The sequence below is a fragment of the Parashewanella sp. 2304DJ23-3 genome (assembly GCF_056591695.1).
In genome coordinates, this window is the sequence record NZ_JBWQOH010000009.1 from 61570 (window position 1) to 82730 (window position 21161).

General features: G+C 38.8%; 16 protein-coding genes. 11 read left to right on the top strand and 5 right to left on the bottom strand.

Annotated features, from left to right (window positions below):
* The first annotated feature begins 17 nt into the window (after window positions 1–17).
* A complete protein-coding gene (locus AC1EU2_RS15025) occupies window positions 18–2045 on the top strand; it encodes an ankyrin repeat domain-containing protein (RefSeq protein ID WP_480299102.1) in 2028 nt (675 codons plus the stop codon).
* Window positions 2046–2211: 166 nt separating this feature from the next.
* Here AC1EU2_RS15025 and ppsR read toward each other — a convergent pair whose 3' ends face one another.
* Window positions 2212–3024 (bottom strand): posphoenolpyruvate synthetase regulatory kinase/phosphorylase PpsR, encoded by an 813-nt coding sequence (gene ppsR, locus AC1EU2_RS15030; RefSeq protein WP_480299103.1) that lies wholly within the window; start codon window positions 3022–3024, stop codon window positions 2212–2214.
* 196 nt (window positions 3025–3220) lie between these two features.
* On the opposite strand from ppsR, the gene ppsA reads away from it, so the two are divergent.
* Window positions 3221–5593, top strand: a complete 2373-nt coding sequence (gene ppsA, locus AC1EU2_RS15035) for a phosphoenolpyruvate synthase (protein ID WP_480299104.1) — start codon at window positions 3221–3223, stop codon at window positions 5591–5593.
* 69 nt (window positions 5594–5662) lie between these two features.
* Here the strand turns inward: ppsA and AC1EU2_RS15040 are convergent, their stop codons facing one another.
* The gene (locus tag AC1EU2_RS15040) at window positions 5663–7258 is read right to left on the bottom strand and encodes a YadA-like family protein (RefSeq protein WP_480299105.1); all 1596 of its coding nucleotides are present in this window, start codon (window positions 7256–7258) and stop codon (window positions 5663–5665) included.
* Window positions 7259–7693: 435 nt separating this feature from the next.
* Entirely contained in the window at window positions 7694–10771 is a 3078-nt protein-coding gene (locus tag AC1EU2_RS15045; protein ID WP_480299106.1) for a hypothetical protein, read from the bottom strand.
* Window positions 10772–10929: 158 nt separating this feature from the next.
* Between AC1EU2_RS15045 and AC1EU2_RS15050 the strand changes: the two genes are divergently transcribed.
* The 7 genes from AC1EU2_RS15050 (at window position 10930) to AC1EU2_RS15080 (ending at window position 17532) form a co-directional block, all read left to right on the top strand.
* Complete coding sequence (locus AC1EU2_RS15050) at window positions 10930–12591, top strand: isovaleryl-CoA dehydrogenase (RefSeq protein ID WP_480299107.1); 1662 nt, start codon at window positions 10930–10932, stop codon at window positions 12589–12591.
* A gap of 22 nt (window positions 12592–12613) precedes the next feature.
* Entirely contained in the window at window positions 12614–13183 is a 570-nt protein-coding gene (locus AC1EU2_RS15055) for a pyridoxamine 5'-phosphate oxidase family protein (RefSeq protein ID WP_480299108.1), read from the top strand.
* A 277-nt stretch (window positions 13184–13460) separates the two neighbouring features.
* A complete protein-coding gene (gene napE / locus AC1EU2_RS15060; protein ID WP_129946332.1) occupies window positions 13461–13619 on the top strand; it encodes a periplasmic nitrate reductase, NapE protein in 159 nt (52 codons plus the stop codon).
* A gap of 56 nt (window positions 13620–13675) precedes the next feature.
* The gene (locus tag AC1EU2_RS15065; RefSeq protein WP_129946333.1) at window positions 13676–13933 is read left to right on the top strand and encodes a chaperone NapD; all 258 of its coding nucleotides are present in this window, start codon (window positions 13676–13678) and stop codon (window positions 13931–13933) included.
* A 2-nt stretch (window positions 13934–13935) separates the two neighbouring features.
* The gene (gene napA, locus AC1EU2_RS15070; RefSeq protein ID WP_480299163.1) at window positions 13936–16425 is read left to right on the top strand and encodes a nitrate reductase catalytic subunit NapA; all 2490 of its coding nucleotides are present in this window, start codon (window positions 13936–13938) and stop codon (window positions 16423–16425) included.
* A gap of 10 nt (window positions 16426–16435) precedes the next feature.
* Window positions 16436–16936 (top strand): nitrate reductase cytochrome c-type subunit, encoded by a 501-nt coding sequence (locus AC1EU2_RS15075; RefSeq protein WP_480299109.1) that lies wholly within the window; start codon window positions 16436–16438, stop codon window positions 16934–16936.
* Window positions 16937–16944: 8 nt separating this feature from the next.
* Window positions 16945–17532 (top strand): cytochrome c3 family protein, encoded by a 588-nt coding sequence (locus AC1EU2_RS15080; protein ID WP_480299110.1) that lies wholly within the window; start codon window positions 16945–16947, stop codon window positions 17530–17532.
* A gap of 53 nt (window positions 17533–17585) precedes the next feature.
* On the opposite strand, the gene AC1EU2_RS15085 is transcribed toward AC1EU2_RS15080, so the two are convergent.
* A complete protein-coding gene (locus AC1EU2_RS15085; RefSeq protein ID WP_480299111.1) occupies window positions 17586–18020 on the bottom strand; it encodes a hypothetical protein in 435 nt (144 codons plus the stop codon).
* Between the two features lie 192 nt (window positions 18021–18212).
* On the opposite strand from AC1EU2_RS15085, the gene AC1EU2_RS15090 reads away from it, so the two are divergent.
* Window positions 18213–19436 (top strand): RsmB/NOP family class I SAM-dependent RNA methyltransferase, encoded by a 1224-nt coding sequence (locus AC1EU2_RS15090; protein WP_480299112.1) that lies wholly within the window; start codon window positions 18213–18215, stop codon window positions 19434–19436.
* 438 nt (window positions 19437–19874) lie between these two features.
* Window positions 19875–20153 (top strand): peptidylprolyl isomerase, encoded by a 279-nt coding sequence (locus AC1EU2_RS15095; RefSeq protein WP_480299113.1) that lies wholly within the window; start codon window positions 19875–19877, stop codon window positions 20151–20153.
* Between the two features lie 5 nt (window positions 20154–20158).
* Here AC1EU2_RS15095 and AC1EU2_RS15100 read toward each other — a convergent pair whose 3' ends face one another.
* Complete coding sequence (locus tag AC1EU2_RS15100; RefSeq protein ID WP_480299114.1) at window positions 20159–21160, bottom strand: D-alanine--D-alanine ligase; 1002 nt, start codon at window positions 21158–21160, stop codon at window positions 20159–20161.
* Window position 21161 lies beyond the last annotated feature (1 nt).

Genomic DNA, 21161 nt, shown 5'->3' on the forward strand with positions numbered 1-21161 from the left:
TTTTTATTGGAATTACTATGGCACAACAACCACAACTAGGATCTAGTTCAATACATTTTAATGTTTATCAGCATTCTAATCCTGTCGACTATATCAAAGTGCAATGTCTAGAGGTTAACCCTGCAGATGGTGGACAAAAAAAAGGTGTGCCACTCTCTTATGTTACTGCCATTCAAGAATCTAGAGAGGTTGTTGTTCATTTTCATTGCTATAAGACATCCTCTTCTCCAACTGATAAACAAACTCAAGCAACTTTGAAATTTGTGCCGGAAGATAACCATTGTTGGCAGATTTCTGCCAGTGAAGAATCATCCGAAAATCTAATAGTGCTTAGGTTTATAGATGATAAATTGAACCTCCTTAATGTTGGGAGTGACTTTGTTCAAGTTATTTTAAAAGGCAGTGAAGACGAAGTTCAAAATTATATTGAGAGTGGAGTAAACGTAAATTGTGTCATATCAAATGATAATTTTACCGTTACGTTAAAAGATGCTTCAAAAGCTCATGGGTTTACAATTTCTCATGAATTCAAACCAAGTATGAAGTGCGATTGTTACTCATGGGGTGATTGGCAAAACCATAAAGCCATTGAATGTAAAAATGGTGAGAAGCATGCTAGATGGGGAAGCAAAAACGCTTATGAATATGAAAAACTTGTAGAACAAAGATTAACACCTTTGCATATTGCTATTTTAACTGGCCGAAAGTCTATTGTTCTTAAGTTAATTGAAGCCGGTGCTCGGCCTAATATAAAAGACGCAAATGGCCAAACTGCATTACATGTGCTCGCCGAAACTGGATTTAGAGAATTTCGAGAAGAGGTTATTCAGTCATGTAAAGATGGAGACATTGATACTCAGGATGAGAAAGATAATACAGCCATACATGTTGCTGTACGTAATTGTTATGTGGAACTTACAACAAAGCTGATTGAAGCTAAGGCTAGGCTTGACATAGTTAATAAACAAGGTTTTACGCCTTTAATGGTTGCTGCTTCTAAACAAAACACGAATATTGTTTCTTTACTTCTACCTCATGTGGATATCAATCAACAAGTTGAATCTAAAGGCAACGCATTAAGTGTTGCTGTTGAATACAGCAAACAAGCACAACACGGTACCGTTGACTTACTTCTTGGAAAAGGTGCCGATCCTTTCTCTAGCAAAAATATGATTCATAGCCCAATCCGTTTGGCTGTCATCAAAAAAGATTTAGGATTATTAAAAAAATTAATTGCAGCTAACAGTGACGCAACAAAAGAAGTAAAAAAAGAGCATTTCATAGCTGCATTTAATGACTCTGTCAAAGTTAAAAATCTCGCTATCGTTAATGAAATCCTTTCTCAGCTGTTAGGTTCGTTTTTTGATGAACAAGTACTTGATATTTTAGATGTTGCCATTTTCAACAAAGATATCGAGATGATAAAACAGTGCGTAGATTCTATAAAAAAACAAAATATAGAAAAAAAGTCCGATGAAGCACCAATAGCAATCCCAAATAATTTGCTTGAGCAAGCAATAGCTTTAAATTGTGATGAATCGATTCATACAGAAATATTAGAACAGCTTTTTTCTATAAAACATGATGAATCTTTCGATTCAAGTCAGCTTTTAAATTTTGCTATTACAAAAGCAAATTCAATACAGCGTGAATATATCTTGTATTTTTTGCTTAATGTTGCGCTGAAAAATAAAGATATAGAAATGCTAGAAGCTGTAATTGATAAGAAGAAACCCAAAAAATCAGCGATATATCAATGCAGTGAACCTATACAAGCACTTTTTCAGCACCATTACGGCAGTCTTATCAATGCTCAATTTGGTGGTTCGAGTGTTGAGTGGGTTGACGTGAGTGAAGATGTTGACTTGCCTAATGAACTTGAATCTGAAGCATCTGGTGTTGTCAACGAAGACTCTATACCAGAAGGTCCTGTACCAGAGGACAGTTCTGAGTTTAAGGCTGGTACAAAAGAATTTAAATTCCCAGCATCAGTGAGAAAAGTTGGGCCGCAAACTTTATCTGACGATGGCGATGATGACCTATGAGAATTTAGGTGTGAATTTTAAAAAAGCTTCCTAATCAGTTGGTTAAAGAAGCATTTTTATTATTTTAAATTGGTACAGTATTAATTAATAGCTGTTCATTAGCAGTTCAATTGTAAGGCACAAATGGTCATTACAATTAAAAGGCTATGATGACTATCTACTCTGACTAAAACATATGCCTTTCAAGGCCTGTTTTATCAAGAATCATGGTAGAAATCTCTTCGACAGAGTGATTAGTCGTATTAATGAATGGGATCTTTTCTTTCTTATACAACATTTCAACTTCTTTCACTTCAATACGGCACTGACGCAGTGAGGCGTAACGACTATTGCTTAAACGTCCTTGGCGAATTTCATGTAATCGTTGAGGGTCGATGGTCAAGCCGAACAGTTTCTTTTTATTTCTCTTCAAAGCTTCAGGAAGTTTAAGATTATCCATGTCATCTTCAACGAATGGATAATTGGCTGCCTTTACGCCAAATTGCATTGAAAGATACAAACTTGATGGTGTTTTACCACAACGAGACACACCCAGTAGGATGATGTCGGCTTTATCCATATGCTTTAGTGTTTGTCCATCATCATTATCCATCGAGTAATTAATCGCATCGATGCGGTTTTCATAACTGGCATTCTCTTTACCATGAGTTCGGTGAAGTTTTGGCGATGCTTGCATGCCCAATTGCTCTTCAAGCGGTGCTACAAACGTATTTAAAAAGTCATAATCAGCGCCTTTGCTACTGGTAACAATTTCACGAATTTCTGATTTTACAATGGAATGGAATATTAATGGCTGAACACCTGTTGTAATAAAACAATCATCTATTTGTTGCTTAACTGCGTTCGCTTTTGAAGTTGTCTCAACAAATGGAATTGTAACCTGTTCAAATTCAATAGGAAATTGAGAAAGAACTGCATGACCAAACACCTCTGCGGTAATTGCTGTCCCATCAGAAATAAAGAATACTTTTGGTGCCATAACTGCCTCTTGTAGTAATAAAATTACAAATAAAATTATAGATTTACGCCTGTTGTGACGGAGTGTAGAATGCCTCCGAGCGAATGTGAAGGACTTGTTTCATTCGCTTATATTAATTCCGATAGCAGTGTGCTTTGTTTCAAATATCGAACAAACTGCTATCGGAATTAATATAAATATTTGCGGAGATAGAACTGTGCAACAATATGTACTCTGGTATCAGGAATTAGGCATGGGCGACGTCAACACAGTTGGCGGTAAAAATGCATCTTTAGGTGAAATGATCAGCAATTTATCTAATGCTGGTGTACAAGTACCTGGTGGGTTCGCAACAACTTCTCATGCTTTTAATGAGTTTCTTGAGCAAAGTGGAGTTAACCAGAAGATTTATGACATCCTAGATACTTTGGATGTAGATGATGTAAATCAACTTGCTAAAGTTGGTGCACAGATCAGACAGTGGGTTATCGACACACCTTTCCAACCTGAATTAGAACAAGCGATCCGTGAATCATACGAGAAGTTATCGTCTGAAACTCAAGATGCTTCTTTTGCTGTTCGCTCATCAGCGACTGCTGAAGACATGCCGGACGCTTCTTTCGCAGGTCAGCAGGAAACTTTCCTAAACGTAAAAGGTTTTGATGCAGTTCTCGTTGCCATCAAACATGTTTACGCTTCTTTATTTAACGATCGCGCGATTTCTTACCGTGTTCATCAAGGTTATGACCACCGTGGTGTTGCGCTTTCTGCTGGTATTCAGCGCATGGTTCGTTCTGATAAAGCTGCATCAGGTGTAATGTTCACCATGGATACCGAGTCAGGTAATAATGACGTTGTATTCATCACTTCATCGTTTGGTCTGGGTGAAATGGTGGTACAAGGTGCAGTGAACCCTGATGAGTTTTACGTTCATAAGCCAATTTTAACTGAAGGTCATCAAGCGGTTGTTCGTCGTAATATCGGCAGCAAAATGATCCAAATGGTTTACTCTGATGATTCAAGTCATGGTAAGCAAGTTAAGATCGAGGATGTTGAAGCTGAAAAGCGTCGTCAATTCTCAGTAAATGACGATGAAGTGATGGAACTTGCTAAACAAGCAATGATCATTGAAAAACACTACGGTCGTCCAATGGACATCGAGTGGGCTAAAGACGGCAATGATGGCAAGCTCTATATCGTTCAAGCTCGTCCAGAAACCGTTCGTAGCCGCGAAGATGTTCAGTTAATCGAACGTTATCACCTAAAAACAAAAGGTGACGTATTAAGCGAAGGCCGTGCAATTGGTCATAAGATTGGTACTGGTGTTGCTAAAGTACTGGGTTCTATTGATGAAATGGATCAAATCCAGCCGGGTGACGTACTGGTTACTGACATGACTGATCCAGATTGGGAACCAATCATGAAACGTGCGAGCGCTATTGTTACTAACCGTGGTGGTCGTACTTGTCACGCAGCAATTATTGCCCGTGAATTAGGTGTGCCAGCTGTAGTTGGTTGTGGTGACGTAACGGACCTAATTAAAACGGGTCAAGAAGTGACGGTTTCTTGTGCTGAAGGCGACACAGGTTTCATTTATGAAGGTAAGCAAGAGTTTGACGTAGTTACTAACCGCGTTGATACCTTACCTGCACTTCCAATGAAGATCATGATGAACGTTGGTAACCCTGATCGTGCATTCGACTTTGCTCGCCTACCGAATGAAGGTGTAGGTCTAGCTCGTCTTGAATTCATCATCAACCGTATGATCGGTATTCACCCGAAAGCATTGCTTGAGTTCAATCAACAAGATGCAGCGCTCCAGCAAGAAATTCACGAAATGATTGCAGGCTATGACTCACCTGTTGAGTATTACATTGCCCGTTTGGTAGAAGGTATTGCAACGATTGGCAGCGCTTTCTATCCGAAGAAAGTGATTGTTCGTATGTCTGACTTTAAGTCAAATGAATACGCTAATCTTGTCGGTGGTGACCGTTACGAGCCAGAAGAAGAAAACCCAATGCTTGGCTTCCGTGGTGCAAGCCGTTACATTTCTGAATCGTTCCGTGATTGTTTTGCACTTGAATGTGAAGCTATCAAACGTGTTCGTAATGAAATGGGCTTGAAGAACGTTGAAATCATGATCCCATTCGTTCGAACACTTGAGGAAGCAGCACAAGTTATTGAACTTCTTAAAGAAGAAGGATTAGAGCGTGGTAAAGATGGTTTACGTATCATCATGATGTGTGAGCTACCATCAAATGCATTGATGGCCGATGAGTTCTTAGAATACTTCGATGGTTTCTCAATTGGCTCAAATGACTTAACTCAGCTTTCATTAGGTCTAGATCGCGATTCAGGTATCATCAGTCACTTATTTGATGAGCGTGACCCTGCCGTTAAGAAGCTTCTAGCAATGGCGATTCAGTCAGCTAAGAAGAAAGGTGCTTATGTTGGTATCTGTGGTCAAGGTCCATCAGACCACGCTGACTTTGCAGCTTGGTTGGTTGAGCAAGGTATTGATACAGTATCATTAAACCCTGATACAGTAATTGATACATGGTTATATTTAGCCGAAGAACACACTAAGTAATTAGTTATTCAATAATAAAAAAAGCGCCAATTTGGCGCTTTTTTTATGGTTAACACTTATGAGGTAATATTAAAGTGCCCAGTTAATTGATGCACCTGCAATAGGTTTAGCCCAATCGTCACCGCTAGACATTGAAAGCGTTGCTTTTAATGAAACGTATTTATTAGCGTTACCGACAATACCAAGTGCTAATGCACTTTCATTGTTGTAATAACCAGCGCCTACTGACAATGTTAAGTCAGTTTGAGCTTGAGTCGTTGCCATTGAGCCAACTGCAACACTCGCTGCAATAGCACCATCCAGGCGTTTTAACTGACTGTAGATATCTTGAACTTGGAAGTCGATCTTATCTAGGCGATTTGTATTGCCTTGAATCAGCGCTGAGTTATTGGTTTCTTCTGATTGAAGCTGGCCTATATTACTCGTGTTTTGCGTTATATCTCCCATTGCAGTATCAATTCTGCCATTTTCCTGCTGCTCGGCAGTCTCGCTACGTTGTGTTTCTGTACTAATAGCGGCTTTATTTTGAGATACGTTCTTAGTGTTAGAAACGATAGAGGTTCTATTTTGGGCGACATCTGTTTTAGTGTCTGCAATTGATGTTGTATTGGATGCTACTTGTTGGTTGGTTGTACCTATGGCTTCTTTGTTTGAAGTAATATCAGTTTTGTTGTTGCTAATATCGGTTTTATTAGATGCTACTTGTTGGTTGGTTGTACCTATGGCTTCTTTGTTTGAAGCAATATCAGTTTTGTTGTTGCTAATATCGGTTTTATTAGTAGTGATATCGGCGCTATTAGTATCAATATTGGTGGAATTGTTCGCAATATTAGAGCTATTTTCAGAAACCTTTTCAGTATTAGCGCCAATATTTTGTGTGTTATTCGAAATATTGTTTTTATTCAGCCCAATATTATCAGAGTTACCCTTGGCAACGTTTGCAACAGAAGAAATGTCTTGTGCATTTTGGGCGCCTTGTGCAGCATTGGAATCTACTCCAGCCTTGTTGGCGGCAATATCTGTTGAGTTTGTATCAATATTGGTTCTGTTATTGTCGATGTTATAAGTGTTAACATCAATCTTATTGCCATTTTTTACGATATTTTTATTGGCGTTTTGAAGGTCTAAAGTGTTTTTCCCAACATGTTCAGTGTTGTAACTTATACGCCCAAAGTTATCGTTAATGCTCTTTCTATTTGCAGTAATATCACCATGATTATGGGTGATTCTGTCTGCGTTTTGAATCATGCCATCAGAATTAGTTTCGATTTGATCTTTATTTGAGTTAATACTTTGATGGTTATGCTCAATGTAGGCTGTATTGGTTTCTACACCTGAAGTATTTTCCGCAATTTGCTGTTTGTTAGCAACAACATCTTTTGCATTATGATCGATAAGTTGAGTATTAAGACCAATATCTTCATTATTTTGTTTGATATTGTATTTATTGGACTTTATGTCACTTTTGTTGTTTTTAATATCGTAATAATTTGCTTTATTATAATATTTATTTTGACGAATTTGCGCATAGTTTGAAGCTATATTCGTTTTGTTTTTGTTGATTTTTTTTAAGTTAGAGTAAGGAGTGACACTCGCAGCTCCTGCACTAAAAGCGACTGTACCAATGATGGTTGAAAGAACAATAGAAATTAAAGACTTTTGCATGTGGGTACCTTATTTAATATTAAATAAAAATATTTCTGCGCTTTAAAGCCTCTCCCTTCAGTAGCACCTCAGTGACTCTTTACTGATTCGAATAACAGGTTAAAGAGTATTTAGATGCAATTGCTTAAAAGCACTGAAAGTTATTAAGTGATGCGGAGGGTGACTAATTTAATCGAATTATCTAGATTTCATTTATTAAGCTTAAAATCGGCAAATAACTCTGCAAAAACAGTTGTTCTCAATTAATTAGAAACTACCAAAGCTCACTTTTAAACCTAAAAATCCTGATGCATGTTTTATATAATTTATTATCAAATATGAAAGATCTTTATGTTATTTCATAAGCAGATTCTTGATATAAAACAAGCTGCATAGCTTGAAATTCGAATAAATATCTGTGCTGTAGAGGTGTGCTTACGTAGAGTTCAGGTCGACTTACCAATAAAAGAGATTGCTCATTGTACAGTTAGGATTTAATGGTGCACCAACAGGATCGGACATGAAATCTAGAAATCCACTGTGATATTTTGGATTAACATTCTCCAAAACAGCTTGTTTAAAGCTCGCTCTGTGTTCTTTTGAAATACTGGTAGGGTGATAAATACCTTTTTCAAATATTTTATCAAGCTCTAGTATGTACTTTTCCTGTCTATCACCAACAAAGAAGGTTTTCGTAGAACCTGTTGGTTTCCTAAATGATGAGCCACTTTTACAATATTTGGGTGCATAAGGTATTTCGCTTACATGTCTACTTAAGGCTGAAATCATCATAAGGCATGCGCTGTACTTGTCAGATAGTGCTAGTCCTGAAGGTTTTCCAGTGATTTTTTGCTCTAATAACTCAAGAGTCATCGAGCTGTATGTTCCACACCATAGATCTGCTTTACCTAAGACACTAACAACTTGTCCGCTGGCGTTAATTTCAACTCTGCAGAGTTCATTTAAATCAATTAAACTAATTTTAGGGCGATGTAATTTCATTACTGAACCATCACTTTTTGTAGCGAATTCTTGAATCAGTATGTTTTCTAGTTTTAAGTCTCTGAAATAAAACCCTTGTGACCAAGCTTTATCGAGCATATTGCAGAGCTCTTGTAGTAGTGATTTATCTATTCGATGATTTTTTAGGTAAATGCGAAGATTAACGCCTGAATCAGTGGCTACCATTTCGCCGTCTTTGATAAAAACACCCAAAGCGCCCAAATTGATAGGTGTTTCTCCTGTTATTACTTTGCCACGACCAAGTTCATTAATGAGTGAGCGTAATACAGGCGATGCTGCTAGCGGTCTATCGGGTTTTGGGGTTGGAAAAAACTCTCGTTCTTGAGGCTTATTTAAGTCCCTTTTCCATCTCTCATTAAATGCCTCAATATGAACGTACTGACCATCGGAACCTTTCACCATTTTAAGTCGACTTTTCTGATTTTTTATCGGTGATGGCTTATCTTTCACCAATGGCCTTCGTAGAGGAGGGTGATCTCCATCTTTTGAATGATAAAAAGTTTGAGCCCCATTTGTCGTTTTCTTGTGTGTTTTAGAGTTAACCATCCATTTGTTTAGGTGAATCCGATGTCGCTTATATGTTCTTTGAATTTGCGTTGCGGCTACATCTTGAGAGACATTTGTTTGTATTAACATTGATGAAACCGCTTGTAGATTCTGCATCTGTATTGCTGATAGCAAAGGCTCTAATTGAATGAACTCCATATTAGTGAGACGGCCAATTAGCTCTCGGCAACAGCATGCATTCCTCATATTGAGGGCAATTAAAATTTCACCTGCACGGCTATGATTTTGTGTTACTGAAGCAAAATGCTGGAGTTCCTTCCACATGTTATTTGTCCATAGCTTCATAAGTAATTCAGTTAAAAAGGCTTTTGGAACAAAATTCATCAGTTGATGTTGAAAGGCTAAAGGCACAGAGGTAAATGCTTCAAGTAAATTGGGTGTTGAATGCTGTTCAGCCCAATGTTGAACTTGTAACTGGTTTGAAAAATCAATTAAGAGGTGCCTTTTATCTTCTTGTGTACTGGCGAACATCACTTTCCAATCGACTAAATCTAGCTGCCTGTTGGCCTCCATTCTTACGTCAAAAGGAAGGCATACTAATAGTTCAGTATTTGGGTATCGAGATTTGATTTGTTGTACTAAAAATGCTTTTGGTAACAGTGGAAGCCACTGATCATTAGATGTTGGTTCGTTGAAGGTTTGGCTTGGAACAACATCGAGTAGCTGGGAACTATCAAGCTGAAATAATGCTGCTTTCCGTAGTGGCTTAGGTAACTTAAGTAAAAAATCGCTAAATTGACTCGCACTTAACTCTCTATAAATAAATTTAGTAAACCTCTCAAAATATCTACAAGCTATAGTTTTATCAATTACCACTTGACTCAAATGTTGAGAGCCACTCGCTGTAAATAGTTGGGATAGGTTATAAAAATCTGTACTTGAACATAGCTCCAACATTATTTGATTTGGTAACGCTTTGAATATTTGGGTTTGAACCTCCGGCTCAAACTCTTGAATTGTTTTAAGCCTGTACTTTTTGGGCAGAATAGCTAAAAACTCAACTATCTGATCAATGCTCATAAGATCAAAATGTCGCTGCTGGTTTGGTTCGATGAGCGTTAGTGCGAGTTTTTGCTTTTGTCTTAAATTGCTTATCAAGCTTAAAAACAGGCATTTTTGTTGAGGTTTAATTGAACCAATAAATACCGCTAATTCTCTGTCGGAAAGAATATTCAGTACTCTTTTGAATTTTGAGAGCTCATAGCCTGCGAATGCACTGTTGCCTATTGAAATAATCAAATTTTTAATGGTGCGGGAGCTTGAGCCTTCATCACCAATAACAACATAATCGTTTTGCTGTAGTTGTAGTATTACTTTTAGCGATTCGAAAAACGGTTCGTTCGGAAGTGAACGCAATAATACTGCCATTGAGTATGGATCATCTGAAGTTAACCAGTCTTCCATAACGTGTTCATTCATTTCTTTTACACACAGTTTAAAAACGTTTGGTTCTTTGTTAGCAAAACTCGAAATCACATTATTTAAAGCTCCCTTTGGGCAGTAGTTTAGAGCTTGCTCAAGAAGTTTTTTATCTTTTGAAGATGTCTTTGCATCAGTTAAGGTTCTGACTATTTCTATTATTTGTTGTTCCGATGCACTCTTTAATGAATTGATTGCTCTAGGGCACAGAGTGGTAGAAAGTAAAATGAGCTTGACATATTCACTAGGTTTGACTGTTCTCAATTCATAAATTGCAGAAAGTAGCTGGCTTGATGTAGAGCTTGGTTTTATTTTTTCATTGCTGTTTTGTTTATCCTGCCTGAAAGGAAGCATTGATTCGGCTAACTTTGAATCAATTCCATGTCGGTCTTTAGCAAGAGTTAGTAAGTAGCACTGCCTTCCTTTACTTGGTAATTCAATAGGAATTTTAACTTGCTCACCAGAAAGTAACTTATCAATGTCAACATGTTGCTCTACAGCAAGAGTAAACATTGTTTGAGACACTGTTGGAGCTATTCCTGGTGAGGCCATTAATGCGCTTAGTTAAAAATAAAAACATACTTCATCTTAGAGGAAGAATTGCGCAATATTTGCTCTAATTAAGTAACTTTAATATGCTCGTCAAAACCATTTAAGTTATTTAACCTTAAAGGTCTACTTTCATGCCACAAAATACGCTTTCAAATGAGTTCTTGAGTACGTTGAATACTCATAAAGTCGAAAATCAACCAAAATGGGGTAAATTCAATCTCTTTAAAATGGATAAACCATTACTGTTTTGGTTAAAAAAGTTTAATGGGAGCTGGGCTGAAGACAGACTGGTTAAACTTGGAGAATTTTATGGCGATCAAGGTATCGAGCATGGTGAGTTAGCCAATAATTACCCTCCTGAATTTGTTTCTCATGATCGAAATGGTCACCGAATTGATGTAGTGACGTTTCACCCCTCTTATCATCAGTTAATGGACTTTGCGATTTCAAATAAGATCCCATCTTTACCGTGGCAAGAAAACAAACAAGGTGCGCATGTGGTTCGGGCGGCAATGGAATATCTACATATGCAAGCTGATGCAGGCTCTGGTTGTCCTCTAACAATGACATTTGCCGCCGTTGCCGCATTGAAACATAGCCCCAAAATTGCGCAAAAATGGCTCTCTAAAGTTACAGCTGATCATTATGATGGTGAAGATAAACCTTACTATGAGAAGCAAGGCCTCACTATCGGTATGGCGATGACTGAAAAGCAGGGGGGATCAGATGTAAGGGCAAATACAACCTATGCAAAACCAGTTACTAAAGCTGGCAATGGTGAAGCTTATCGGATTGTTGGTCACAAGTGGTTTTGTTCGGCGCCCATGTCAGATGGTTTTTTAGTTTTAGCTCAAACTGACAACGGGTTATCGTGTTTTCTTATGCCGCGCTGGACACCCGACGGACAAAAGAACCATTTTCACATTCAGCGATTAAAAAATAAGTTAGGCAATAAGTCTAACGCTTCCTCAGAAATCGAGTTTCGAGGTGCTTTTTCTTGGTTGATTGGTGATGAAGGTCGTGGCGTGAGAACCATTATTGATATGGTTTCTTTAACACGATTTGATTGCATGGTTGGGTCTTCAGCGTTAATGCGAAACGCTTTATCTCACGCATTAAATTTCACATCACAACGTAAAGCGTTTGGTAAGCTGCTCATAGAGCAGCCATTGATGAAAAATGTACTAGCGGATTTAGCTTTGGAGTCAGAAGCGGCTTTAGCTTTGTCTATGCGGGTTGCATATGCGTTAGATAATCAAGACGATGAATCTGAAAAGCAATTCATTAGGATTGTGACGGCGTTGGGTAAGTATTGGATATGTAAACGCACTCCACAGTTTATTTATGAAGCAATGGAATCAATTGGCGGTATAGGTTACGTAGAAGATAACTTCTTACCTCGCTTGTATCGTGAAGCACCCGTGAATGCAATTTGGGAAGGCTCTGGTAATGTTCAATGTCTGGACTTACTAAGGGTAATGTTTAAAGAGCCAGAAGCTGTCGCTCATCTACTTCTAGAACTAAATAGTCAAAGGGGTACATATTCGAAATACGATCAATTTATTGATGAAACATCTCAATTGTTAGCTATTTCGGAAGACATTGAGTTCCGTTTAAGATCCATTGTTGAGCACCTTGCTAAAGCCGTTGTTGCGGCAACATTAATTAAGTATGGAGAAGCGCAAGTTGCCGAAGCTTATTGTGAAGAGAAGTTATATAGGAACACTGACAGTATCGGTACTTTTTTGTCCACAAAATGGGTGGATTATTTAATTCATAGATCCAAATTGTAATCAATCAAAATTGAGGAATATTATGGGGAAGCTATTCACGCATATAAATAAAATTCAAAAAGACTTTATAGAAGAACAAAAAATGTTTTTTGTAGCAACAGCTGCAGGAGAGGGAACCGTTAATGTCTCACCAAAAGGTATGGACAGCTTAAAAGTTATAGATGAGAACACTGTCGTTTGGCTTAATGTTACTGGTAGTGGCAATGAAACATCGGCTCATGTTCAGCAAAATTCTAGAATGACTATAATGTTTTGTGCTTTTAAAGATCAACCATTAATTCTTAGGCTATATGGTCAAGCCAGAGCTGTTCATCAGGCTGATTCTGAATGGGATGAGCTATATTGCTTATTTGAGCCTCTTGCTGGAGCAAGACAAATTTTTGTCCTTAAGGTTGAAAATACCCAATCTTCATGTGGAATGGGTGTTCCCTTGTTTGATTTTGTTGGGCAAAGAGACGACCTTAACCAATCTCACAAAAGAAAGTCAAAAAGACAAATTGAAGATTACTGGAAAAAAGCCAATCAACAAAGCATTGATGGATATGACACAAATATCTTATCTCTATCCGGACTTGATCAAAATCAAGGGTAACTGCTAAAAGTTATGATATGGCTGGTTTTTAATAGATTTTTTACTCTATACCGTACTAATTGCCAGCTTGAAGAATGTGATTAATATCACATCAATAACTGTCTAAAAACCATACTGTTTAGCTTGTTGTCTTTTCAACAAGGTTAAACGTAGCGATTGAATGATCTGGATCAATCAACCCTTAACTTTAAAGGGTTTTTGCTATATAGCTTAAACCCCATTCAAGATAATATTTTCGTACCGAAGAACAAACATCAACAATCCGAAAGGAGGATGCATGAGTGACACTTCGAGCGATGAAAAGAAGTCGGAATTAAAAATCTTCATTTTTTTAACCGTATTCTTAGCGCCGTTACTTTCTGTGTTAATCGTCGGTGGCTATGGCTTTTTAGTGTGGATGAGCCAGATTTTAATTGGACCTCCTGGTCCAGGTTAAAGCCCCACGAAATGCACAAATAATCAAAAGCAATTTTAAAATTTTAGAGTGGCAAAATGAGCAAAGAACTTCACGTGACCAGCTTGGTTGTCCAAGTTATTCCTGAAAAAATGTCCGCCGTGCGTCAGGCCATAATGGCCATGGAAAATGCTGAGCTGTCGGTGAACGACGAGTTTAAGTTGGTGGTGATTATTGAAGGAACCAGCCGACGTGGACTAGTAGCAGATGTAGACGCAGTGAGTAATTTACCCGGTGTGCTTTCATCATCAATGGTCTATCACCAAAGTGAAGTGCTCGATGAGGGCGAGATATGAAAATGAATAGACGTGAGTTTATGAAGGCGAATGCTGCTATTGCTGCGGCCAGTGCAGCCGGTTTAGCACTGCCAGTAAGCGCAGGAAACCTGATAACAAGCTCAGAACAAACAAAGCTTGATTGGAACAAAGCTGCTTGTCGATTCTGCGGAACAGGTTGTTCTGTTATGGTCGGTACTAAGAATGGCAAAGTCGTTGCAACAAATGGTGATCCAGATAGTGAAGTAAACAAAGGTCTTAACTGTGTTAAGGGCTATTTCCTGTCTAAAATCATGTACGGTAAAGACCGTTTAACACAGCCATTGCTGCGAATGACAAACGGAAAATACGACAAGCACGGCGAGTTCACCCCAATTTCTTGGGATAGTGCTTTCGATATCATGGCTGAAAAATGGAAAGAAACCATTAAGAAAAAAGGTCCAACAGCGATTGGTATGTTTGGTTCTGGTCAATGGACAGTTTGGGAAGGTTATGCCGCTGTTAAATTGATGAAAGCTGGTTTCGGTTCAAATAACATCGACCCAAATGCTCGTCACTGTATGGCATCAGCGGTAGGTGGTTTCATGCGTACCTTTGGTATCGATGAGCCAATGGGCTGTTACAACGACATGGAAGAAGCGGACCGTTTCGTGCTTTGGGGCTCGAACATGGCAGAAATGCACCCGATTCTCTGGACTCGTGTCACTGACCGCCGTTTAAGTGCTTCTCATGTTAAAGTTGGCGTACTGTCTACTTATAAACATCGCTCTTTTGATTTAGCTGATTTGCCTATGGTGTTCACACCACAAGGCGATTTAGCCATTCTCAACTTCATTGCGAACTACATTGTTCAAAACGATGCAGTGAACTGGGATTTTGTGAATAAACATACTAATTTCCGTAAAGGTAATACGGATATTGGTTATGGTCTACGTCCTACAGACCCTCGTGAAATTAACGCTAAAAATGCTAAAAACGCTGGTGGTTCTCAACCTATCGATTTTGAAGCATTTAAGAAGTTCGTTTCAGAATACACCGTTGAAAAAGCCAGTGAAATCTCTGGTGTACCAGAAGATAAATTGATTCAACTGGCTAAGTGGTATGCTGATCCAAACTTGAAGATCACTTCATTCTGGACAATGGGTGCTAACCAACATACTCGTGGTGTTTGGTGTAACAACCTGCTATATAACATCCACTTACTAACGGGTAAAATTGCGACTCCAGGTAACAGCCCGTTCTCATTAACAGGCCAGCCATCAGCGTGTGGTACTGCACGTGAAGTGGGTACATTCTCGCATCGTCTACCTGCAGATATGGTCGTTAAAAACCCTAAACACCGTAAAATTGCTGAAGACATTTGGAAGATCCCTGCGGGCATCATTCCACCTAAACCTGGTTTCCATGCGGTATTGCAAAGCCGTAAATTGAAAGACGGTGAGTTGAACTGTTACTGGACGCAAGTAACCAACAACATGCAAGCGGGCCCAAACATAAACGAAGAAATGCTTCCGGGTTGGCGTAATCCTGAAAACTTCATTGTTGTTTCTGATCCATACCCAACAGTTTCGACTCAAGCTGCTGACTTAATTTTACCAACGGCAATGTGGGTAGAAAAAGAAGGGGCTTATGGTAACGCAGAGCGTCGTACTCAGTTCTGGCATCAATTGGTTAAAGCACCAGGTGAAGCTAAGTCTGATCTTTGGCAGACAATGGAATTCGCAAAACGCTTTACTACTGATGAAGTATGGCCAAAAGACGTACTTGCTGCGAACCCAGAGTACAAAGGTAAAACGTTATTCGAAGTGCTTTATCAAAATGGCCAAGTGAACAAGTTCCCACTTGCAGATATGGATGAAAAGTATGATAACGAAGAATCTGAAGATTTTGGTTTTTACGTACAAAAAGGTTTATTCGAAGAATACGCCACATTCGGTCGTGGTCATGCGCATGATTTAGCCCCATTTGACGCTTACCATGAAGCACATGGTTTAAGATGGCCAGTGGTTGACGGCAAAGAAACATTATGGCGCTTCCGTGAAGGTTCAGACCCATATGTTAAGCCGGGTAAAGGTTTTGAATTCTATGGTAAGCCTGATGGCCGTGCCGTGATTTGGGCACTACCTTACGAGCCACCTGCTGAATCGCCAGATGAAGAATATGACCTATGGCTATGTACAGGTCGTGTACTTGAGCATTGGCATACAGGTTCTATGACTCAACGTGTTCCTGAGCTTTACAAAGCATTCCCGAATGCAGTGTGCTTTATGCATCCTCAAGAGGCGAAGAAGCGTGGTTTACGCCGTGGTGACGAAGTGATTGTACAATCTCGTCGTGGTGAAATTCGTACCCGTGTTGAAACTCGTGGCCGTAATAAACCACCAGTAGGCTTAGTTTACGTACCGTTTTTCGATGCAAGTCAGCTCATTAACAAGGTTACACTTGATGCAACGGATCCACTTTCTAAACAGACAGACTTTAAAAAGTGTGCTGTGAAAGTGATAAAGGCATAAGGAGTCAGTCATGAAATCAATCACAAAAAATGCGTTGAAAGCGGCTGCACTTATTGCGTTAACTTGCTCTGCGATTTCTGTTTCAGCGAAAAATGAAGCGATTCCGGCGGATCAGGTTGCTACGTTACGTCAACAGCCGATTAATATCGAGCCAACTCCGCCAGCATTAAGAAATGAGGTGGATCACGAAGGTACTTATGGTAGAGCGTTTCCTACTCAAGCACCTATGATCCCTCATAAGGCGAATAAATATCAGATCAACATTAAGGTGAATCAGTGTTTAAGCTGCCATGATCGTTCTCGTATCAAAGAATCGAAAGCGCCTATGGTAAGTATTACTCACTATATGACTCGTGATAATCAGATGTTGGCACAGGTTTCACCACGCCGTTACTTCTGTACTCAGTGTCATGCACCACAAGACAATGCTGAACCACTAGTTGAAAACGTGTTCATCGACGTTGATCAGTTGCTTGAAGCTGACGCAGCTAAAAAGGCCGCTAAGCACTAGGAGGCAAGATGTTAGATAAGATGAAAAAAATCTGGCGTATTTTAGCTAAACCCAGTGTTCATTACAGCTTAGGGTTTCTAACCATCGGCGGTTTTATTGCAGGTATTATCTTCTGGGGTGGTTTCAACACTGCCCTAGAGGCGACTAACACAGAGCAGTTCTGTATTAGTTGTCACGAAATGGAAGATAACGTCTATCAAGAGTTGCAAAGTACTATTCACTTCACGAACCGAAGTGGTGTAAGAGCGACTTGCCCAGACTGCCACGTTCCTCATAAATGGACAGATAAGATTGCTCGTAAAATGCAGGCTTCTAAAGAAGTTTGGGGCAAAATCTTCGGAACCATTAATACACGTGAGAAGTTTGAAGCACATCGTCTTCAATTAGCTGAAAATGAATGGCGAAGACTGAAAGCTAATGACTCGCTTGAATGTCGTAATTGCCATAATTTCGATTATATGGACTTTACTAGACAGTCGCCACGAGCTGCTGAAGCTCACTCGACTTCACTAGCGAGCGGTGAAAAGACTTGTATTGATTGCCACAAAGGTGTTGCTCACCATCTTCCTGATATGAAGGGTGTGAAAGGGTACTAATCTGCTTTTACTGAAACTGTTGAGAGCCTCTAAATGAAAGTTTAGGGGCTTTTTTATGCAGAGAGAGCCTTGTTAGGTGTTGAGGAAGGGGTCATAAATTTAATTATCTTCTGTTCGATATCAGAACTGAAACGGTTCTCTAATGTATCTAAGCAGGCCTTTATTTCGCCATAATTTATTTTTTCTATGGGGGTCTTAGCTCCGCGTTCAATAGGAGTTATACCATCATGATGAATTCGGTTTCCTTCGCTATGAAACCTTATAAATCCATATAGCTTGTCTTTCATTAAAGCTCCCTTTCCTGAAATAGAAACACTGAATAGACAAGGAAGCTTCCAGTTATCATTATCTTTAAAGTTTTTTAAAACTAAAGTCCTAGCCTTCTGTGTCTCTTCTTCAGTGATTAAAACTGCATACGAGTTGTGATCTTCAAATATTTCAACAGTTGGCAGTTGTTTGTAAGGGAAAGGCGGAATTTTGGGCAACATATCGATACTTTCTTAGATACTATGATTAATCTTAACAAAATCGGTTTATTTATTAATTAAAAGAAAATTAAAGATAAGTTATGAAGATACTAAGTATCTTAGTTTCGAAAAATAGAAAGTAATTTCAATGGATTTTTTCTGTCAAACCCCCTATGATCCGCTCCCTTGACGTAATTCTCTAGGTTTAAAACAATGCTCAAACACCCTCTATCTTCACAGTCAGCTCGACTTGTCACAAACATTTTAAAGCTGGTTTTAGAGCAAGGAAAACCATTAGACAGAGGTTACTCAATTACTTTCTCAGAAGTTAAACTTCAACCCAATGAGCAAGCTCGAATCACTGTTGTTGTGGGTGATTTAATGCGACGTTTAAATTTATACGCTTATCTGGCTAACATCCCGCTCGAAGATGCGGCTAAAAACACTGAGAAGTTACTGATTGTGTGGCATCAGTTTCATCAACTGAATCCAGCGAAATTGCCTAGAATAGGTGTATTCAATAAAAATGAATTTGAAACACTGCTAAAAAAAGCTAAGCAAGACGAAGTGCTGTGGGATGGTTGTCCGCAATGGCTTGAGGATATTGGTTCAACTCAATTAGGTGAGCAATGGCCAGCAGAACGCAAAGCACTGCTTGAACCGGCGAGGCGCTATTTGCGAACTAATGCGCTTAAAACTGATCGTGATTCACTAAAAAAAGAATTATCGAAAGAGGGTATTGAAACCGTTGTAGTGAAAGATGTGCCTTCTGCATTAGAAGTAACATCAAACTCTCCTTTATTTCGCAGTAAAGCATTTAAAGCTGGTCTATTTGAGCAACAAGATGCTGGCTCACAATTAGTTGCAGCAGCAGTTGATGCAAAACCAGGTATGCGTGTGATTGACGCTTGTGCAGGTGCTGGTGGTAAAACACTACATATTTCTGCTCAAATGCAGGGTAAAGGGCGTTTATTAGCCATGGACGTTGAACAATGGAAGCTTGATGCGCTTAAAGAGCGTGCTAAGCGTGCTGGTGCACATAATGTTGAAACTCGAATTATTGCCAGCAGTAAAACCATTAAGCGTCTTAAATTAACCGCTGATAGAGTGTTATTGGATGTACCTTGTTCAGGCTTAGGAGTACTTAAACGTAATCCAGACTCAAAATGGCGTGACACTTCGGAGCGTTTACCTGTTCTGGTTCAGTTGCAAAAAGACATTTTGCAAAGTTATAGTCGTATGGTTAAACCGGGTGGCATGCTAATTTATGCAACTTGTTCAATTATGCCAGAAGAAAACCGCAATCAAGTTGATGAGTTTTTAGCAAATAACGAGCAATTTGAATTTATTGACGATGAAAACATTACGCCAGCTAACACTGGTTTTGATGGGTTTTATTTGGCAAGACTAAAGCGCAAGGATATCGGTGTTAACTGATAGTGCATGACGTTTTCTCAATATATTTTTAGCAGATGCTCTTTTTACTAATTCACTAGTTACTCGTTCAAATTCCATGCAAATAAGGCTTAAGTTCTTATTTGCTAATGGAGCGAGCTGTTGAAAAAATAACTCAAAAATGATTCTGAAAGCAATTCATTCTCGTTCGCCAAATCAATTTGCTCAAAACACCTTGAAAGTCGATTATAGAGAATGTCAAAGGCTTCTTTTGTGTTCGATTTTTCGTTTCTTCTGTGTTGTGACAAGCTTACTTAGATGAGTAAGCTTCACTGCTCACGCCTAGAACAGGTAAACGCTAAAATAGCACAAAATTTAATCCTAAAAGATCAACTGACCCTAATTAAAAATTTTCACATTTGAAGAAAGATACAGAGAATGAGAAAATCAATCTATCCGTTGAGTTATTGAGTTGATGAAATGTCTAGAGCTTGTGCGCGTCATATTTTAGTTAAAACAAAAGAAGAAGCAGAAAAACTGAAACGAGAGTTGGATAAAGGAGCCGATTTTGGCAAGTTAGCTAAAAAACACTCTATTTGTCCTTCTAAAAAAAAGCAAGGTGACTTAGGCGAGTTTGGACCTGGAGATATGGTTAAAGCGTTTGATAATGTGGTCTTTAAAAAGCCTGTGTTGGAAATTCACGGTCCGGTTAAAACGCAATTTGGCTATCACTTAATCCAAACAGTTTACCGGACCTAAGATTCTTATTTAGCTTCTTTCATAATGAGCTGCATTAGAAATTCACCAAAATCATGTCCGTTGTTGATTAACATCTGCGGGAACATTGAAATCGGTGTCATACCAGGGAAGGTGTTAATTTCGTTCAATAGCACTTCATTATTTTCGGTTAAGAAAAAATCGATTCTTGATAGGTGGCGTAATTTTAACCCCTCGAACGCCTTTTTACTGTACTCAATAATTTTACTTTCTGTTTGAGCATCTATATTTTTGGCTAATACATCAGTGGTTGCTTTACTGGTTTTCGAATACTTTTCATCAAAATCATAAAAATGCTCAGCATCGCAAATGATCTCACCTGGACGAGTGATCATTAGCTCTCCATTGTATTCATAAGCAGCAACTTCGAGCTCTCTAGCTTTAATTGTTTTTTCAACTAAAACATAAGGACTATACTCGAAAGCCCGTTTTAACTTTTCTTGTATTTCTTCAATCGTATCTGCACGGTAACAGCCCACAGAAGATCCTTGATTGGTTGCCTTTATAAATACGGACCCCCACTCTGAAAGAGCTTGCTCTGTTTGCCTAACACTGGTTTCGTTAAAGTCTGTTAAAAAAAGATAAGGTGTATTTGGTATCCCTAAAGCCGTGAACCATTGCTTCGCCGTCACCTTGTTAAAGCAGTTAACACTTGCTTCTGCGCTAGAGCCAAGAAAAGGTAAGTTATTTAGCGTTAAAAAAGACTGAATGTCACCAGTTTCTCCCGGAAAACCGTGAAAACACGGAATAACGAAATCAATATCAGTAACGTCTGAATTTTCATTTGTTCCAACCAATTGGTTTCCTTTAAACACAACTTGTTGACCGTCACTGTCAGTAAATGAACCGTTACTGTTTAAAGTAATTTTCTTTAAATTAACTTGAGAAAAAGGCTTCAGCTGGGATTGAATGTAATTTGCCGAAATTAAAGAGATTTCATGCTCGTCACTACCACCACCACAAAGTAAAACTACATTATATTGAGACATT

Coding starts and splice junctions, on each gene's coding strand:
- AC1EU2_RS15100 (WP_480299114.1), bottom strand. CDS start 21,160: ATGTCTCAATATAATGTAGTTTTACTTTGTGGTGGTGGTAGTGACGAG.
- AC1EU2_RS15040 (WP_480299105.1), bottom strand. CDS start 7,258: ATGCAAAAGTCTTTAATTTCTATTGTTCTTTCAACCATCATTGGTACA.
- AC1EU2_RS15075 (WP_480299109.1), top strand. CDS start 16,436: ATGAAATCAATCACAAAAAATGCGTTGAAAGCGGCTGCACTTATTGCG.
- AC1EU2_RS15055 (WP_480299108.1), top strand. CDS start 12,614: ATGGGGAAGCTATTCACGCATATAAATAAAATTCAAAAAGACTTTATA.
- AC1EU2_RS15050 (WP_480299107.1), top strand. CDS start 10,930: ATGCCACAAAATACGCTTTCAAATGAGTTCTTGAGTACGTTGAATACT.
- AC1EU2_RS15025 (WP_480299102.1), top strand. CDS start 18: ATGGCACAACAACCACAACTAGGATCTAGTTCAATACATTTTAATGTT.
- AC1EU2_RS15090 (WP_480299112.1), top strand. CDS start 18,213: ATGCTCAAACACCCTCTATCTTCACAGTCAGCTCGACTTGTCACAAAC.
- napE (WP_129946332.1), top strand. CDS start 13,461: ATGAGTGACACTTCGAGCGATGAAAAGAAGTCGGAATTAAAAATCTTC.
- AC1EU2_RS15095 (WP_480299113.1), top strand. CDS start 19,875: ATGTCTAGAGCTTGTGCGCGTCATATTTTAGTTAAAACAAAAGAAGAA.
- AC1EU2_RS15085 (WP_480299111.1), bottom strand. CDS start 18,020: ATGTTGCCCAAAATTCCGCCTTTCCCTTACAAACAACTGCCAACTGTT.
- ppsR (WP_480299103.1), bottom strand. CDS start 3,024: ATGGCACCAAAAGTATTCTTTATTTCTGATGGGACAGCAATTACCGCA.
- AC1EU2_RS15065 (WP_129946333.1), top strand. CDS start 13,676: ATGAGCAAAGAACTTCACGTGACCAGCTTGGTTGTCCAAGTTATTCCT.
- AC1EU2_RS15080 (WP_480299110.1), top strand. CDS start 16,945: ATGTTAGATAAGATGAAAAAAATCTGGCGTATTTTAGCTAAACCCAGT.
- napA (WP_480299163.1), top strand. CDS start 13,936: ATGAATAGACGTGAGTTTATGAAGGCGAATGCTGCTATTGCTGCGGCC.